General features: G+C 65.4%; 12 protein-coding genes and 1 tRNA gene. 9 read left to right on the forward strand and 4 right to left on the reverse strand.

Going from position 1 to position 15,817, the window contains the following annotated elements; genetic code table 11:
* Nucleotides 1-390 precede the first annotated feature (390 nt).
* From xdhC to guaD, 3 genes are all read left to right on the forward strand, one after another.
* Nucleotides 391-1,458: a xanthine dehydrogenase accessory protein XdhC gene (gene xdhC / locus FAZ98_RS09950; RefSeq protein ID WP_158951059.1), complete on the forward strand. Its 1,068-nt coding sequence runs from the start codon at nucleotides 391-393 to the stop codon at nucleotides 1,456-1,458.
* Between the two features lie 37 nt (nucleotides 1,459-1,495).
* The gene (locus FAZ98_RS09955; protein ID WP_158951060.1) at nucleotides 1,496-2,539 is read left to right on the forward strand and encodes an adenosine deaminase; all 1,044 of its coding nucleotides are present in this window, start codon (nucleotides 1,496-1,498) and stop codon (nucleotides 2,537-2,539) included.
* Between the two features lie 174 nt (nucleotides 2,540-2,713).
* On the forward strand, nucleotides 2,714-4,039 hold the full coding sequence (gene guaD, locus FAZ98_RS09960) for a guanine deaminase (protein ID WP_158951061.1): 1,326 nt from the start codon (nucleotides 2,714-2,716) through the stop codon (nucleotides 4,037-4,039).
* A gap of 120 nt (nucleotides 4,040-4,159) precedes the next feature.
* Here the strand turns inward: guaD and FAZ98_RS09965 are convergent, their stop codons facing one another.
* Nucleotides 4,160-4,861 (reverse strand): DUF4136 domain-containing protein, encoded by a 702-nt coding sequence (locus FAZ98_RS09965; protein ID WP_158951062.1) that lies wholly within the window; start codon nucleotides 4,859-4,861, stop codon nucleotides 4,160-4,162.
* Between the two features lie 454 nt (nucleotides 4,862-5,315).
* On the opposite strand from FAZ98_RS09965, the gene pepN reads away from it, so the two are divergent.
* The 3 genes from pepN (at nucleotide 5,316) to FAZ98_RS09980 (ending at nucleotide 9,393) form a co-directional block, all read left to right on the forward strand.
* Nucleotides 5,316-8,006, forward strand: a complete 2,691-nt coding sequence (gene pepN, locus FAZ98_RS09970; RefSeq protein WP_158951063.1) for an aminopeptidase N — start codon at nucleotides 5,316-5,318, stop codon at nucleotides 8,004-8,006.
* Between the two features lie 220 nt (nucleotides 8,007-8,226).
* On the forward strand, nucleotides 8,227-9,252 hold the full coding sequence (locus FAZ98_RS09975) for a class 1 fructose-bisphosphatase (RefSeq protein ID WP_158951064.1): 1,026 nt from the start codon (nucleotides 8,227-8,229) through the stop codon (nucleotides 9,250-9,252).
* 65 nt (nucleotides 9,253-9,317) lie between these two features.
* A tRNA-Thr gene (locus tag FAZ98_RS09980) sits at nucleotides 9,318-9,393 on the forward strand.
* 104 nt (nucleotides 9,394-9,497) lie between these two features.
* Here FAZ98_RS09980 and FAZ98_RS09985 read toward each other — a convergent pair.
* Complete coding sequence (locus FAZ98_RS09985) at nucleotides 9,498-11,366, reverse strand: tetratricopeptide repeat protein (protein WP_158951065.1); 1,869 nt, start codon at nucleotides 11,364-11,366, stop codon at nucleotides 9,498-9,500.
* Nucleotides 11,367-12,165: 799 nt separating this feature from the next.
* Between FAZ98_RS09985 and FAZ98_RS35350 the strand changes: the two genes are divergently transcribed.
* Nucleotides 12,166-12,315 carry a hypothetical protein gene (locus FAZ98_RS35350; protein WP_199272259.1) on the forward strand — a complete coding sequence of 50 codons (150 nt, stop codon included), beginning with the start codon at nucleotides 12,166-12,168 and terminating at the stop codon, nucleotides 12,313-12,315.
* A 348-nt stretch (nucleotides 12,316-12,663) separates the two neighbouring features.
* Nucleotides 12,664-13,254, forward strand: a complete 591-nt coding sequence (locus tag FAZ98_RS09990) for a chorismate mutase (protein WP_158951066.1) — start codon at nucleotides 12,664-12,666, stop codon at nucleotides 13,252-13,254.
* Between the two features lie 4 nt (nucleotides 13,255-13,258).
* Here the strand turns inward: FAZ98_RS09990 and FAZ98_RS09995 are convergent, their stop codons facing one another.
* Nucleotides 13,259-14,497 (reverse strand): exonuclease domain-containing protein, encoded by a 1,239-nt coding sequence (locus FAZ98_RS09995; protein WP_158951067.1) that lies wholly within the window; start codon nucleotides 14,495-14,497, stop codon nucleotides 13,259-13,261.
* A gap of 350 nt (nucleotides 14,498-14,847) precedes the next feature.
* Nucleotides 14,848-15,051, reverse strand: a complete 204-nt coding sequence (locus FAZ98_RS10000; protein ID WP_158951068.1) for a cold-shock protein — start codon at nucleotides 15,049-15,051, stop codon at nucleotides 14,848-14,850.
* A gap of 419 nt (nucleotides 15,052-15,470) precedes the next feature.
* Here FAZ98_RS10000 and FAZ98_RS10005 point away from each other — a divergent pair, with 419 nt between their 5' ends.
* Nucleotides 15,471-15,671 carry a hypothetical protein gene (locus FAZ98_RS10005; RefSeq protein ID WP_158951069.1) on the forward strand — a complete coding sequence of 67 codons (201 nt, stop codon included), beginning with the start codon at nucleotides 15,471-15,473 and terminating at the stop codon, nucleotides 15,669-15,671.
* The last annotated feature ends 146 nt before the right edge of the window (nucleotides 15,672-15,817 follow it).

Below are 15,817 nucleotides of genomic sequence, written 5' to 3' on the forward strand. Positions count from 1 at the left end.
CTCTCCCGGGCTTCGTGCGCGCCGTTTCGGCCTTGCGCGCGCACTGCCTGCCGCTTGCACGCTTCCTCCCGTTGCCTTCCGATTCTGCCGCGGTTCGTGCCGCGGTTCGTGCCGCCATTCGTGCCTCGAGCGTCCGAGTCTCCTTCGGCGCGTTTCGCGCGTCCGGTGCGCTTCGTCCCGCGTTGGCGCAAAATCCGCAGAACCGGCGCGCGAATCCGACCGCGTTTCGCGCCCGCCGATAGCGACGATAGCCACCATCGCCACGCGGCGCGCCGACGTTGACCGGAAGTTCACCGAAAAGTCCACCGAAGCGCGCATCCGGATCAACCGGCGGCCCACGCAAGCGCAACCGATGTCACGCGCGCGCCGCCTCGCAGGGAGAATCGCCCGATGCAAGCCTGGCTCACCGATCTGCAGCAACTGCTCGCGCACGGCGACGCCGCCGTGCTCGTGACCGTTGCGCGCGTCGAAGGATCGGCGCCGCGCGAAGCCGGCACGAAGATGATCGTCACGCGCGAAGCCGCTCGCCACACGATCGGCGGCGGCCATCTCGAATGGAAGGCCATCGAGATCGCGCGTCAGGTGCTGCGCGAAGGCATGCACACCTCGCACGCGCGCCGGCTCGAACGGCTCGCGCTCGGCCCGAGTCTGGGCCAGTGCTGCGGCGGCGCCGTCGTGCTCGCGTTCGAGCGACTCGACGTGGCCGACCTCGGCTGGCTCGCCACGCTCGCGCGCCGTCTTGCCGTGGGCGCTTCGACCGTGCGTAGCGTATCATTTCGCTCCTCGCGGAACGGGAGCCCCGCCAGCGTCGAGAACGTCGCGGCCGATCCGGTGCTGCTGTCCGAGCCGGAACCGGGCGTGGAAGCGCCCGACTGCCTGCTGTGGGAGATGGGCGGCACCACCGGCGGCACGCTGCTGCTCACCGAAACCATCGCGCCCAACGACTTTCCCGTCGTGCTGTTCGGCGCGGGCCACGTGGGCGCGGCGCTCGTGCGCGTGCTCGGCACGCTGCCCTGCCGCGTGCTCTGGGTGGACGAACGCGACGCCGCGTTTCCCACGCCCGAAGCGTTCGCGCTGCTCAACGCGCCCAACGTGGCCATGGACGCCAACGACGCGCCCGACTCAGCCGTGGACGCCGCGCCGCCCGGCACGAGCTTTATCGTGATGACGCACGACCACGCGCGCGATCTCGACCTCGCCGAGCGCATCCTGCGGCGCGGCGACTTCGTGTTCTTCGGCATGATCGGCTCGCATTCGAAGCGCAAGCAGTTCGAGCACCGGCTCGCCGCGCGCGGCATCGACCCGATGCAGATCGCGCGCATGAACTGCCCGCTCGGCGTGGACGGCATCGTCGACAAGACGCCCGAAGTCATCGCGATCTCGGCCGCCGCGCAACTGCTGCAGGCGATCGAGGCCGCCACGGCGGCGGCGCGGGCGCCCGCTCCCCAATCCGCGTGATGTCACTCAACGAACCACACCGCATTTCGAAACAACCATGACGATCACGACCCACGACACCACGCTCGTCGACAAGGCAGCCCGCGCACCGAAGTCGGAGCTGCACATCCATATCGAAGGCTCGCTCGAACCCGAGCTGATCTTCGCGCTCGCGCAGCGCAACCGCGTGACGCTCGCGTACGACTCGATCGAGGCGCTGCGCGCGGCCTACGCGTTCACCGACCTGCAATCGTTCCTCGACATCTACTACGCGGGCGCGAGCGTGCTGCTGCACGAGCAGGACTTCTACGACATGACGACGGCGTATTGCGAGCGCGCGCTCGCCGACAACGTCGTGCACGCCGAAATCTTCTTCGATCCGCAGACGCACACCGAGCGTGGCGTGTCGATCGAAACCGTGGTCGCGGGCATCGACCGTGCGCTCGCCGACGCCGAAAAGCGCGGCCTGACCAGCAAGCTGATCCTCTGCTTCCTGCGCCATCTGAGCGAAGCCGACGCGCTCGCCACGTTCGACGCCGCGCGCCCGCTGTTCGCGCGCTACGCGCGCCTGATCGGCGTGGGGCTCGACTCCTCCGAGCGCGGCCATCCGCCTTCGAAATTCGAGCGCGTGTTCGCCGCGGCGCGCGCGCTGGGCCTGAAGCTCGTCGCGCACGCGGGCGAGGAAGGTCCGCCCTCGTACATTTACGAAGCGCTCGATCTGCTCAAGGTCGACCGCGTCGATCACGGCGTGCGCAGTATCGAAGATCCGGCGCTCGTCACGCGTCTCGCCGACACGCGCGTCGCGCTCACCGTTTGCCCGCTCTCGAACACCAAGCTCTGCGTGTTCGACGACATGACGAAGCACACGCTCAAGCAATTGCTCGACGAAGGCGTGGCCGTGACCGTCAATTCCGACGACCCGGCCTACTTCGGCGGCTACGTCAACGAGAACTACCGCGCCATCATCGAGGCGCTCAAGCTCGACGACCGCGAGGTCTACACGATCCTGCGCAACGGTTTCGAGGCGTCGTTCGTGACGCCCGGGGAACGCGCGGCGCTGATCGCGAAACTCGACGCGTACTGGAGCGACGCGTCGCAGTAACTGACACGGCGCGCTTGCCGCATTGTGCTTGACGCAGACGGACCGGCGCGCGCGCCGGCCCGCGAGGCTCGCGCGCGCCAGCGTTCCCGCGCGGGTTCGCGCGCTTCCCCCAAAGGCATGCGCGATGCGCCGCAAGCATGCAGGACAACTGACTTTTCTGGAGACGAAGTTCCCATGACTCAATCGGCTCAAGCGGCTCAAGCGGCTTACCGCGCCAAACTGTTGACGTTCACCGGCGACCCCGCGCAATCGTCCGGCGCCGCCGTGTACGACGAAGACGGCGTCGTGATCGTCGAAGACGGCCACGTGGTCGCGGCGGGCGCGTGGTCGGCGCTCAAGTCGCGCGTGAACGCCACGGCACGCATTCACGAGATGCGCGACAAGCTGATCGTGCCGGGCTTCATCGACACGCACATTCACTATCCGCAGACCGACATGATCGCCTCGCCCGCGCCGGGTCTGCTGCCGTGGCTCGACACCTACACGTTCCCGACCGAGCGCGGCTTCGAGAACGCAGCGGTGGCGCAGGACACGGCGCGCTTTTTCGTCGACGAACTGCTCGCGTGCGGCACGACCACGGCGCTCGTCTACTGCACGGTGCACAAGCAGTCCGCCGACGCGCTCTTCACGGCGAGCGAGGCGAAGAACCTGCGCATGGTCGCGGGCAAGGTGCTGATGGACCGCCACTGCCCCGAGTTCCTGCGCGACACGCCGCAAACGGGCTACGACGACAGCGCCGAGCTGATCGCGCGCTGGCATGACCGCGGCCGCCAGATGTACGCGCTCACGCCGCGCTTCGCGCCCACCTCGACCGAAGCGCAGCTCGAAGCGTGTGGCGCGCTCGCGAAGGCGCACGGCGACGTGTTCATCCAGAGCCACGTGGCCGAGAACCCGGACGAGGTGAAGTGGGTCGCCGAGCTGTTTCCGGGCCATCGCAGCTATCTCGACGTCTACGATCACTACGGCTTGCTGCGCCGCCGCGCCGTGTACGGCCACTGCATCTGGCTCGACGACGAAGACCGCCGGCGCATGGCGCAAACCGGCGCGACGGCCGCGCACTGCCCGACCTCGAATCTCTTCCTCGGCAGCGGCCTGTTCGACTTCGACAAGGCGGGCGCGGCGGCCATGCCCGTCGCGCTCGCGACCGACGTGGGCGGCGGCACCTCGTTCTCGATGCTGCAAACCATGAACGAAGCGCACAAGGTCGCGCGCATGGGCGGCCATCACCTCACGGCCACGCGCATGTTCTGGCTCGCGACGGCGGGCGCGGCGCAGGCCCTCGATCTCGCCGACAAGGTCGGCACGCTCGCGCCGCACAGCGAAGCCGACTTCGTCGTGCTCGACCCGCAAGCGACGCCGCTGCTCGCGCGCCGCACCGCGCGCGCCGAATCGCTCGAAGAATTGCTGTTCGCGTTCGCGCTGCTCGGCGACGACCGCGCGGTGTTCGAAACCTATGCGTACGGCGAGCGCGTGCACCAGCGTGACGGCGTGCGGCTCTGACGCCCGCGCTGCAACGCGCGATACGCGCGATACGCGATACGCAATAAGCCGCATCGGCATGAAAAAAAACGCCCCGGATGACGAGTCCGGGGCGTTTTTCTATGGATGCGGAACCCGCGCTTATTTCGCGGGCGCGCTCGCCTGAGGCGCCGGCGCGGCTTGCGGCGCGGGCGCGGCCGGCGGCATGACCGTTTCGTTGGGCGCGCCGCCGTTTTTGTCGACGGGGAAACGCACCTGCGTGACCGTGCCGTTCGCGAGCGGGAAATTCGCGAGCGCGCTACGCACGAGATACGGCATGGCGCGCACGAGCGAGGGATCGTCGCCCGAGGTGCGCGCGTTCACGTTGTACAGCTCCTTGCCGGTCGCCTTGTCCGTGATGCGGATGCCGAGCGCGTGCGAATAAACCGGATAGGTCTGGTTCACGTAGGCCGGCTGGTACGGACCCCATGCGCCCCACGGATTCCACGGGCCCCAGTACGGGCCGGGCCACGGGTTGTAGAACACGGGCTGCGCGACCGTTACGGTATCCATGCGGCTGCCGTAGGCGAGGCCCACGAGATAGTGCGCCTGCGGCTCGCCCACCTGGCGGAACGCATGGGAGGCGAGCCCGTCGGCCACGTATTGCTCGTAGGTGCTCTGCTCGATGCTCTGGCGCTGGTCGGGGTTGCGCGTGAACGCAAAGGTGCGCGTGGCGTCGCTGCCGCCGTCCCACGCGGAAAAAGCGGTCACCTGGCTCGTGACGTAGGTCGTGCAGCCGGACAGCGTCACGGCGAGCGCCGCCAGTAACAGCAGGGCGCGGCGGGTCCATCGGTCGTGCATCATGGTCTTCTCGTAGCTGTGTTGCCTGGGTTGGAAAGTCGCAGTGGTGGGGACCGCTGTTTCCGTGCTTTTTTTCAATACGGTTTTGCCGACGATTTTATTCCGTGCGCGCGCTGGCGTTCTCGTTACGCGGATTCCGCGGCGCGCAGGCCGGCGCACGATCATCGGCGAACCCCGATGATGCATCGCGCAACGCCGCGCACGTCCGCGCACGTCTTTTGCGCGGCAGCCCGATCATACTGACTCGCGCGAAGGCGCGAAAGTTCGCCCGGGCGCGCGCACGCCGCCGCGATGCAGCGGGACCTCGCACCGCCCGCTCCCGGACAAGCGGCGCGAGCCTTTGTACAATGGGACGATCCGCCGCGCGAAGGTGCCGCCGCGCCCGCCCGCCGGGCGCGCGGCTACCGCCGCCGGTCATGTTGATCCGACGAGCCCCCAAGCCTCCAGCGCACCGACCATGTCCGATACCGCCACGCCTACCGTGATCCGCCGCGAAGACTACGCCCCGCCCGCCTTCCTGATCGACACCGTCGACCTCGAATTCGACCTCGTGCCCGAGCGCACGGTGGTCAAGAGCACGCTGCGCGTGCGCCGCAACCCCGCGGCGCGCCACGCGGACAACCTCGAACTCATGGGCGAACAGCTCGAGTTCATCGGCGCCGCCATCGACGGCACGCCGTACGAGCACGTGCGCACCCAGGAGCACGGCCTCACGGTCCTGAACGTGCCCGACGCCTTCACGCTCACGCTCACCGGCGCGTGCGATCCGGCCGCGAACACCACGCTTTCGGGCCTCTACGTCTCGAGCGGCAACTTCTTCACGCAGTGCGAAGCCGAAGGCTTTCGCCGCATCACGTGGTTCCTCGACCGCCCGGACGTCATGTCCACCTTCACGGTCACGCTGCGCGCCGACAAAACCCAGTACCCGGTGCTGCTCTCGAACGGCAACCTGATCGAAGAAGGCGACCTGCCGGACAACCGCCATTTCGCGAAATGGGAAGACCCGTTCCGCAAGCCGAGCTACCTGTTCGCGCTGGTCGCGGGCAAGCTCGTCGCGCTCGAAGAACGCATTCAAAGCGGCTCGGGCAAGGAAAAGCTGCTGCAAGTCTGGGTCGAGCCGCACGATCTCGACAAGACGCGCCACGCGATGGATTCGCTCATCCATTCGATTCGCTGGGACGAGCAGCGGTTCGGCCTCGAACTCGATCTCGACCGCTTCATGATCGTCGCCGTGAGCGACTTCAACATGGGCGCGATGGAGAACAAGGGGCTCAACATCTTCAACACGAAGTACGTGCTCGCGAACCCGGAAACGGCCACCGACGTCGACTTCGCCAATATCGAAGCCGTGGTCGGCCACGAATACTTCCACAACTGGACCGGCAACCGCGTGACCTGCCGCGACTGGTTCCAGCTGAGCCTGAAGGAAGGCTTGACGGTGTTCCGCGACCAGGAGTTTTCGGCGGCCATGTCGGGCGGCGACGAAAACGAGGCGGCGCGCGCGACCAAGCGGATCGAAGACGTGCGCGTGCTGCGCCAGATGCAGTTCGCCGAAGACGCGGGCCCGATGGCGCACCCGGTGCGCCCCGAAAGCTACGTCGAGATCAACAACTTCTACACGATGACCGTCTACGAGAAAGGCTCGGAAGTCGTGCGGATGTATCAGACGCTGTTCGGCCGCGACGGCTTCCGCAAGGGCATGGATCTGTACTTCCAGCGCCACGACGGCCAGGCCGTGACGTGCGACGACTTCCGCCGCGCCATGGCCGACGCCAACGGCCGCGACCTCGCGCAATTCGAGCGCTGGTACAGCCAGGCCGGCACGCCGCGCATCGCCGTGACCACGCGCTACGACGAAGCCGCGCGCACCTACAGCGTGACGCTCTCGCAGGGTTACGGCAACGGCTCGGCGGCCGCGCGCGAAACGCAAAAAGGCCCGCTGCATATTCCGTTCGCGATCGGTCTGATCGACGCGAACGGCGCGGACCTGCCGCTGCGTCTCGAAGGCGAAGCGAGCGCGCAAGGCACGACGCGCGTGCTCGAATTCACCGAAACGCAGCAGACCTTCACTTTCGTCGATGTGGCGGCGCGCCCGCTGCCTTCGCTGCTGCGCAACTTCTCGGCGCCGGTGATCGTCGATTACGACTACGGCAACGACGAACTCGCGTTCCTGCTCGCGCACGACAGCGATCCGTTCAACCGCTGGGAAGCGGGCCAGCGTCTCGCCACGCGCGAATTGCTCGCGCTCGCCGCGCGCGCCGCCGCCGGCCAGCCGCTGCAGATGAGCGACGCGCTCGTGAGCGCGTTCAGCCGCGTGCTCACCGACGCTTCGCTCTCGCCCTCGTTCCGCGAACTCGCGCTGATGCTGCCTTCGGAAACCTATCTCGCCGAGCAGATGAGCGAATCCGATCCGGCCGCCGTGCACGCCGCGCGCCAGTTCGTGCGCAAGCAACTGGCCACGGCGCTCAAGGCCGACTGGCTCGCCGCTTACGAGCGCAACGTCACACCGGGCGCCTACGAGCCCACGCCCGAAGCGGCCGGCCATCGCGGCCTGAAGAATCTCGCGCTTTCGTATCTCTCGGAACTCGACGATCCGGCCGACGCGGTGCGTCTCGCCACGGCCCAGTACGACGCGGCGAACAACATGACCGACCGCGCGGCGGCGCTTTCGGCGCTGCTCAACGCGCAGGCCGCCACGGGCCGTGACGTCGCCCGCGCCGCGCTCGAAGACTTCTATGCGCGCTTCGAGAAGGAGCCGCTCGTCATCGACAAATGGTTCTCGCTGCAAGCCACGCAACGCGGCACGGCCGAGCGCCCGACCATCGAAACGGTGCGCGCGCTCATGCGTCACGCGGCGTTCAACCTCAAGAACCCGAACCGCGCGCGCTCGCTGATCTTCAGCTTCTGCGCCGCGAATCCCGCGCAGTTCCACGCGGCGGACGGGTCCGGCTACGCGTTCTGGGCCGACCAGGTGATCGCGCTCGACGCGCTCAATCCGCAGGTCGCCGCGCGTCTCGCGCGCACGCTCGAACTGTGGCGCCGCTTTACGCCCGCGCTGCGCGACAAGATGCGCGCGGCGCTCGAACGCGTGGCCGCCGAGGTGAAATCGCGCGACGTGCGGGAAATCGTCGAAAAGGCGCTCGCCTGATCGTATCGAGCGAAAACCGCGCGCATCGCTCACGCGGCGCGCGGATCGCCCCGCAAGCCGGCCCTCCCGCCGGCTTTTTTTTCGCTTATTTTGCGGATATTTTTCGGCGCGCCCGCCTCGCCTGGCATGACGCGGGCTTTATTTCGCGCGCCCGTGCGGCGGCCAGTCACAGTCGAGCGGGTAGAATTGCGGCATCCCCAAGCGTATCCGGAGTACAGCAATGGCTTTGCAACGTCGTACCACACTCACGAAATACCTGATCGAGCAGCAGCGCCAGCACAGTAACCTGCCCGCCGATCTGCGTCTGTTGATCGAAGTCGTCGCGCGCGCGTGCAAAGCGATCAGCTTCAACGTCAGCAAGGGCGCGCTCGGCGACGCACTCGGCACCGCCGGCAGCGAGAACGTGCAGGGCGAGGTGCAGAAGAACCTCGACATTCTCTCGAACGAAATCCTGCTCGAAGCCAACGAATGGGGCGGCAACCTCGCCGCCATGGCGTCCGAGGAAATGGAAACGTTCTTCCCGATCCCGGCGAACTATCCGAAGGGCGAATACCTGCTCGTGTTCGATCCGCTCGACGGCTCCTCGAACATCGACGTGAACGTGTCGATCGGGACGATCTTCTCGGTGCTGCGCTGCCCGGACGGCCAGCAGGCCAGCGAGGAATCGTTCCTGCAAGCGGGCACGAAGCAGGTCGCCGCCGGCTACGCCGTGTACGGCCCGCAAACCGTGCTCGTGCTCACGACCGGCCACGGCGTGAACTGCTTCACGCTCGACCGCGAACTCGGTTCGTGGGTGCTCACGCAGAGCAACATGCGCATTCCCGAAGACACGCGCGAATACGCGATCAACGCGTCGAACTCGCGCCACTGGTACGAGCCGGTGCAGCAGTACATCGGCGAACTCAACGACGGCAAGGACGGCCCGCGCGGCGAGAACTTCAACATGCGCTGGATCGCGTCGATGGTCGCCGACGTGCACCGCATCCTGAACCGCGGCGGCATCTTCATGTACCCGGCCGACAAGCGCGACCCGTCGAAGCCGGGCAAGCTGCGCCTCATGTACGAAGCGAACCCGATGTCGTTCATCGTCGAGCAGGCCGGCGGCGCCGCGACCAACGGCGAGCAGCGCATTCTCGACATCCAGCCGACGAGCCTGCACGAGCGCGTGGCCGTGTTCCTCGGCTCGAAGAACGAAGTCGAGCGCGTCACCCGCTATCACCACGAAGCGGCCAACGCGAAAAAATAAAAAGATGGCGAAAAGACTTGCGCTCTCCAGAAGTCTTTTCTATAATCTTTCTTCTCTGATGTGACGCCGGAATAGCTCAGACGGTAGAGCAGCGCATTCGTAATGCGAAGGTCGGGGGTTCGATTCCTCTTTCCGGCACCACCAAGTTTCAACAAAAAGCCCAGTCTTCGACTGGGCTTTTTGCTTTGTATCGCCGATAAAACCAGCGGCCATGCAAGCCCGCCGGTTTTATCGCGCGCCCGGTTTCAGGCGCGAAACCCCGCCAGATGCGCGGCCAGTGCCCTGCCCACTTCCTCGATCACCTCGTCCCGACGCCCCAGTTCGCGCTGCCGGAACAATCTCGCCGACGGATACCACGGGCTGTCCGCGCGGCCGGTCATCCAGCGCCAGTCGGTGCAGGTCGGCAACAGTATCCAGACCGGCACGCCCGCCGCGCCCGCGAGATGCGCCACCGAGGTATCGACGGTCAGCACGAGATCGAGCGACTCGACAATGGCGAGCGTGTCCGTGAAGCGCTCGATCTCCGGGCCGAGCAGCGTGATCGCGATATCGTCCGGCAGCGCCGCGAGTTCGTCCTGCGCCGCGCCCTTCTGCAAGGAAAACCATACGACGTTGCGTTGCGCGAGCACCGGCTGCAGCGCCCGCAACGCCAGCGAACGATAGCGATCGAATTCGTAAGCGGGATTGCCGGCCCAGACGAGACCGACGCGCAGCGTGCCCGCTCCGCGCGGCGTCACGCGGTCGAGCCGCTCACGCCAGCGCACGAGCTGATCCGCGGGCGCGCCGAGATAAGGCATCGCGAGCGGTAACTGGTCGAGCGTGAGCCGCATGGGTTCGGGCACGCGAAACATGCGGCCCCAGAAGTCATACGGTTCGCGCGGCATGGCGGTCCACGCGCGATGCACGCCGCGCGCACAAGCCGCGACATCGCCGATGGCCTCGTCGACCCAGACGTCGACGCTCGCGCCCTGACGCTGCAACCACGAGATATAGCGCAGCGACTGCAGTTGGTCGCCAAGCCCTTGCTCGCCGATCAGCAGAAAGCGCTTGCCCGCCAGCGGCTCGCCCAACCATTCGGGGAAGTTCGGGCGCACGAGTGTCGCGTTCTGCGCGAGCCGTTCGTGCCAGCGATACTGGCGCCAGCCATTCAGGAAATCGCCCTCGCGCAACTGCGTAACGGCGACGTTGAACTGCACGTGCTCGTCGTCGGGGAGATAGCGCGCGGCCTCGACCGCGTGATGACGCATGCGCGCGTGCGCGCCGAGCATGTTCGACGCGTAGCCCGCGTTGTGATGCAGCTCGCCGCTCGCGGCGTCGAGCGTGAGCCCGTGCCGCGCGACGTCGTACGCGTCGCCGTAGCGATGCAACTGGTTCAGCGCGAACGACAGGTCTTCCAGCGCCGCGATGTCGGTGGCGAATTCGGCGCGTAGCTGCGCGATATGTGTTGCGAGCACGGCTTCGTCGCCCAGGCGCGCGATGGCTTTGAGCAATTCGATGCGATCGCTTTGTCGCGCGTTGTCGCGCACGTTGTCGCGCGCGATATCGGGCGCACCGGCTGCCGAGCCACGCGATGCGCCGGTGTCCGCAGAGCGGGACGGACCGCCGGGCGCGGCGTTGAGCCCGCAAGCCCGGCGCCACCAGGCGACGGCTTCGTCGTGACGCCCGGCTTCGGTGCTCAATGCCGCGAGACGCCGTATCGCGTGATGCAGCGTCGGGTCGCGGTCGAGCGCCCGCTCATAGTGCTCGCGCGCTTCCTGCATGCGACCGCCGAGTTTGAACACGTCGGCGAGATTCCGATGCAGGCTGGCCGTGCCGCCACTCAACGCCAGCGCGCGCCGGTAGCACGCTTCCGCCGGCGCGAGTTCGCGCGCCATGGCGGCCAGCAGCCCGCGATGCTCCCAAAGATCGGCGCGCGTGGGCGCTTCCTGAATGGCGCGGTCGAGAAACTCGCGCGCACGCTCCGGCTTGCCCTCGCGAAAGTGTGCGAGCGCGAGGCGATGGAGCGCATGCACGTGACGCGGAGACTCGGCGAGCACGGCTTGATAGGCGCTCAGCGCCTCGCTCAGACGGCCTTGCTCGAAATGCCGGTCGGCCAGTGCGAGCGCGGGAGACACGTCTGCATGATCGACAGACGCGGTGGCGGAATGGCTCATCTTGATGGCGGCCGAACGGCGGCGCGGGGGTTGGGTGAATGTCGATGGAAGGCGCTGGCGGCACGAGCGCCGTGGGTGTCGGGACGCGCGGGACCACCGCGCCGACACTGCGCTAAAAATAAACAGGATTCGCGCGCGACCGAATCAGACGTCTCTGAAATCTGCGACCGACGACACCCACGGACGACGACCGCACGTGCAGCACGTTTCATCGCCGAACGGATTGCAAACCTGACGAGGTATCGAAGTACATCAATACATCGCGCGAATTAAGCCCGTTATTTATACGCGCGCCGCAATAAACCGCTGCATTAGCGCGACTTTCCTAACGATTGACTCGCTGAGCAAGAAAACGAACGCTTACATCGTTTTAATTATGTTTAACATTCTCACTCAAACCGGGCGCGCATTACGCCGATAATGAAGCCATGGATGAGGCGAACGAATGCACGGCGGGAGGTTGCGGCAACGCGGCGTCAGGCACCGCCCCGATGGGCGGCAGCGAGATCGAGCCGGGTGTGAGGAAGTTTGCAGACGCAGCAGGACGAGCGGGAAGAAGCTTGTCGTTACCCAAAAGCGCGCGCCTGGACGGCTTTTTTCGGCGACAAGATATCCGAATCATTATATTCCCAAGCGGTTATTAAGTTGTGACGCTGTGCGGTTAAAGCAACACGCGCGCCGGAAAAGGTGTGTTACGGCTTTTTGCACTAGCGTAACGGAAGTGCTGAATCGGATAATCGATCCACACAGGAGAAAGATCATGGACGCTAAACCGCCGAGAATTCCGACCCCGGACCAGATCTTCAGCCCGGACCCGGAACCGGTGGCTGTCGAGTTCCTCGGAGACGAATTGCCCGCGCACGTGCGAGCGTTTCTGGACGAGCAACGCAAAGGTCACGAACAGAAGTAAGGGGACGGCGCGGGGCCAGCCCGTACGGGGCGGCGCACGTTATCGTGCGCTCGTGTTGCGCGCTGCTTGCGGCCGCGCGGATGAATTTGCCCCGCGCTTGAATGCGTTATGACCCATGCGAGCGTGCCAGTGAGTTGGGATGCGCTTCGAATCGCGCATTGCACGCACGGCTAATCGCGCCAGCCATTCACGCATTTCGTCTCAAGCACTGCCGCTGAGCCATCTCACACTAGCGCGCTCGCGCTACGCTCACACGCCGGGTTCCAAACGAGCGCACCAGGTCGCACTAGACGCAAGCGCGCCATAACCGGCTATGCTTCGCTTTTTCCTGCCGGCCATTCCCGATCGATGACTTTGCTCATTCGCGCCAGCGTACGTTGTGCCGCTGCGCTGCTCCTCGCTCTGCCCATTGCCTCGGCGCATGCCGACGGCGACGACACCGCTCTCACCAATCTCGTCGCGCTCGTTTCGCAGCGTCTCGCCCTTGCGGAACCCGTCGCGCACTGGAAGTGGCAGCATCACAAGCCGATCACCGACACGCCGCGCGAGAACGCGCTCCTCGCCGATGTCGAAAAGCGCGCGAAGTCGGCGGGCGTCGATCCGGCATTCGCGCACGACTTCTTCCGCGACCAGATCGACGCCAGCACACAGGTGCAGAAGTCGTTGCTCGAAACATGGCGCAGCTCGCAAGCGCCCACCGATCCCGCGCCCGATCTCGCCACGGCGACGCGCCCGCAACTCGATCGGCTCACGGGCCAGTTGATCGGCGCACTCGCACGCGTCCAGCCGCTGCGTGCGACAGCCGACTGCCCGGCGCGCGTGGCGCGCGCGGTGTCGGGCTGGAAGGAATTGACGCGCTACGATTCCGCGCGCGCCAATGCGATGAATCAGGCGCTCGGCCACGTGTGCGAATCGGGCGGCGTGGGCGGCGTGGCCTGACGGGTCAGACGAGATCGGCGACGTTGTCAGCCTGTGTGCCCACCGCAGCGGCAGCTTGCGCGGTTGACTGAGCATTTGATTGAGCCGTTGACTGAGCGTCGGCCTGCGCGGGTTGCAACGGTTGCACGCACAAACCGCGTTCGAAGCGGCTTTGCAGAATGCGCCATGTCGATGGCTCGAACGGGCGCTCGATGGCGGCGTCGGCGAGCGCCGCGGCTTCGGCCGCACTGGCACCCGCGCCCACGTAACACCAGCGGTCGATCAGATGGAAGACGTCGGCGCCGCTCGCCGCGTCCTGCTCTTGCACGAGCACCGCACTGCCAAACGGCCAGGGCGCGCCGCCCAGATCCACGGGGTCGCGCTTCGAGACGCGCGGCACACGGTTGAAGCTCGGCTTGAGTTCGGCGATCCATTGCGCTTCGACCAGCATCGCGCCCAGTTCGCCGCCCGTCGCGCGCCACTCCACGCGCCGCACCAGTTGCGCCATGCGCTGCTCGCGCGACGAACGCCGTTCGCCCGACAGATGCGAACGCACGCGCTGACGCACGCGCACGCTGCGCCCCACGTAAAGCGGCGCGTCATTCTCACCGTAGAACACATAGACGCCATGACCGGCCGGCGCCGTTTCGATCAGTTCGTCGGTGATGTCGCCCGCGAGCACGTGACGGCGCGTGGTGCGCTCGATCTGTGCCGCGAGTGTTTGCGCGGCGACCAGCGTCGGCAGGCGTTGCCAGAATTGCCACAGCAGATCGGCGTCGGCGAGTGCGCGGTGACGATCCGACGGCACGAGCGCGTGGCGTTCGACCAGCGCATCCAGACCGTGGCGCTTTTCCGTGGGGAACAGCGCGCGCGACAGCCGCACGGTGCACAGTACGTCGGGATTGAACGAAAGCCCGGCGCGCTCGAACTCCGCGCGCAGGAAACCGCGATCGAAGGCTGCGTTATGCGCGACGAACAATTTGCCCGCGAGCCGCGCGAACAACGCGGGCGCGATCTCGGCAAAGCGCGGCGCGCCGCGCACCATGGCGTTCGTGATACCCGTGAGTTGCTGGATGAAGGGCGGGATCGACTGGCCAGGATCGACCAGCGTGCTCCAGCGCGTCACCTGCCCTGCCACGACCTCGACGATGCCGACTTCGGTAATACGATGCTCGCCGACCGAGCCGCCTGTGGTTTCCAGATCGACAAAGACGAGAGGGATGTCGCCGGCGTCCTGCGCGGCGCTGAGGGAGGGTTCAAACATGATGGAACAACGGCGGAGAACGAAAACGGACTCAGTATGCCCTGTCTGGGCGGTTCGCGCCGGAGAGTTTGACGCATGAGCCCGATTGCCGCATTTAAATCGCGGGCGTTATCTTTTCGCACGGCGGTTTTTCGTTTTTGAAAGCCAGTGGGATAAACCCGAACATTCAAATCTGAAAACGAAAATCAGCCAATACCAGGGTTTCCCCCAGAAATCGATAAAAATGCGGGCGATATTATTACGCGGCAGATGGTGACGCCAAAATAAAAAAAGCCCCGGGACTGCCCAGGGCTTTTGCGATCTTGTGCGGTGCCGGCCGCTCGTGCTTAGCGAGCGCGCCGGAGCGGCGCTTAGATCGGCTGGATGTTCGCTGCCTGCTTGCCCTTCGGGCCAACCTTGACGTCGAACGACACGCGCTGGTTCTCCTTCAGCGACTTGAAGCCGTCGATGCGGATTTCCGAGAAGTGCGCGAACAGGTCGTCGCCGCCGGCGTCAGACGTGATGAAGCCGAAGCCCTTTGCATCGTTAAACCATTTGACGATACCGGTTTCCATGTTTCTGTTTCCCTCAAGATTTTAATGACGCGGGTAATACCCTTACGCCGAAGTCAGCCCATTCCGCTGTCCCGCATTCGCCGACCCTACATAATGGATAAGTCGCGAAACAAAATCAGCTTTGCTGTTATACGGGGAACGCCAATCGCCAGTCAAGCGAATTTTTTATAACAGCATTCCCGTTTCGACGATAAACCCGAACACATCAAAAATCATGCAAAAAATTGCATGCGCACTGAATGGACACCCGTAAAAAAGTGAGTGCGCGTCATTTTTACCCGATTATCTGTCCGATCATTCTGTTATCGGGAAGATTTCCCGGAGTGTAACAATTCGTGTCAAACGTAAGTGTTTCCACCGGTTGTTCGTGTATTCGCTTCATTTCAAAATGAAATGGTTAGCGGAATGCGGAGGTGACCATGCTGACGACACTACGTAGCTGGATTCATTGGCTCGTGCGCAACGAAGGCATTACGTCGACGGCTGAAGAAGCCGACACCTATGGCCCATGGCACGGCGACCACTGGCATAACCTGCTGTGTTCCCCTATGGACGCGCGGCATTACGTAATGGAAGACTGGAGCCTGCAACCCGAGCCCCCGCACGCCGAAGCCCGCTAGGGCGAAAGCGCCCGTCAGGGAGCAAGGCAAAAACGCGGGGCAAAAAAAAAGCGCGGCTGAAAGGCCGCGCCGACAAAGGTTTGGAGATCTTTTTCGTCAACGAAAAAGTCTGCTTCGAAAAGCAGCCATTGCAGTATAGCCGCAGG

It is taken from the genome of Paraburkholderia acidisoli (assembly GCF_009789675.1).
Lineage (GTDB): Bacteria > Pseudomonadota > Gammaproteobacteria > Burkholderiales > Burkholderiaceae > Paraburkholderia > Paraburkholderia acidisoli.

What these genes read in the sequence shown, in the direction of transcription:
- xdhC (WP_158951059.1), top strand. Translation starts at nt 391, where the DNA reads ATGCAAGCCTGGCTCACCGATCTGCAGCAACTGCTCGCGCACGGCGAC.
- FAZ98_RS09955 (WP_158951060.1), top strand. Translation starts at nt 1,496, where the DNA reads ATGACGATCACGACCCACGACACCACGCTCGTCGACAAGGCAGCCCGC.
- guaD (WP_158951061.1), top strand. Translation starts at nt 2,714, where the DNA reads ATGACTCAATCGGCTCAAGCGGCTCAAGCGGCTTACCGCGCCAAACTG.
- FAZ98_RS09965 (WP_158951062.1), bottom strand. Translation starts at nt 4,861, where the DNA reads ATGATGCACGACCGATGGACCCGCCGCGCCCTGCTGTTACTGGCGGCG.
- pepN (WP_158951063.1), top strand. Translation starts at nt 5,316, where the DNA reads ATGTCCGATACCGCCACGCCTACCGTGATCCGCCGCGAAGACTACGCC.
- FAZ98_RS09975 (WP_158951064.1), top strand. Translation starts at nt 8,227, where the DNA reads ATGGCTTTGCAACGTCGTACCACACTCACGAAATACCTGATCGAGCAG.
- FAZ98_RS35350 (WP_199272259.1), top strand. Translation starts at nt 12,166, where the DNA reads ATGGACGCTAAACCGCCGAGAATTCCGACCCCGGACCAGATCTTCAGC.
- FAZ98_RS09990 (WP_158951066.1), top strand. Translation starts at nt 12,664, where the DNA reads ATGACTTTGCTCATTCGCGCCAGCGTACGTTGTGCCGCTGCGCTGCTC.
- FAZ98_RS09995 (WP_158951067.1), bottom strand. Translation starts at nt 14,497, where the DNA reads ATGTTTGAACCCTCCCTCAGCGCCGCGCAGGACGCCGGCGACATCCCT.
- FAZ98_RS10000 (WP_158951068.1), bottom strand. Translation starts at nt 15,051, where the DNA reads ATGGAAACCGGTATCGTCAAATGGTTTAACGATGCAAAGGGCTTCGGC.
- FAZ98_RS10005 (WP_158951069.1), top strand. Translation starts at nt 15,471, where the DNA reads ATGCTGACGACACTACGTAGCTGGATTCATTGGCTCGTGCGCAACGAA.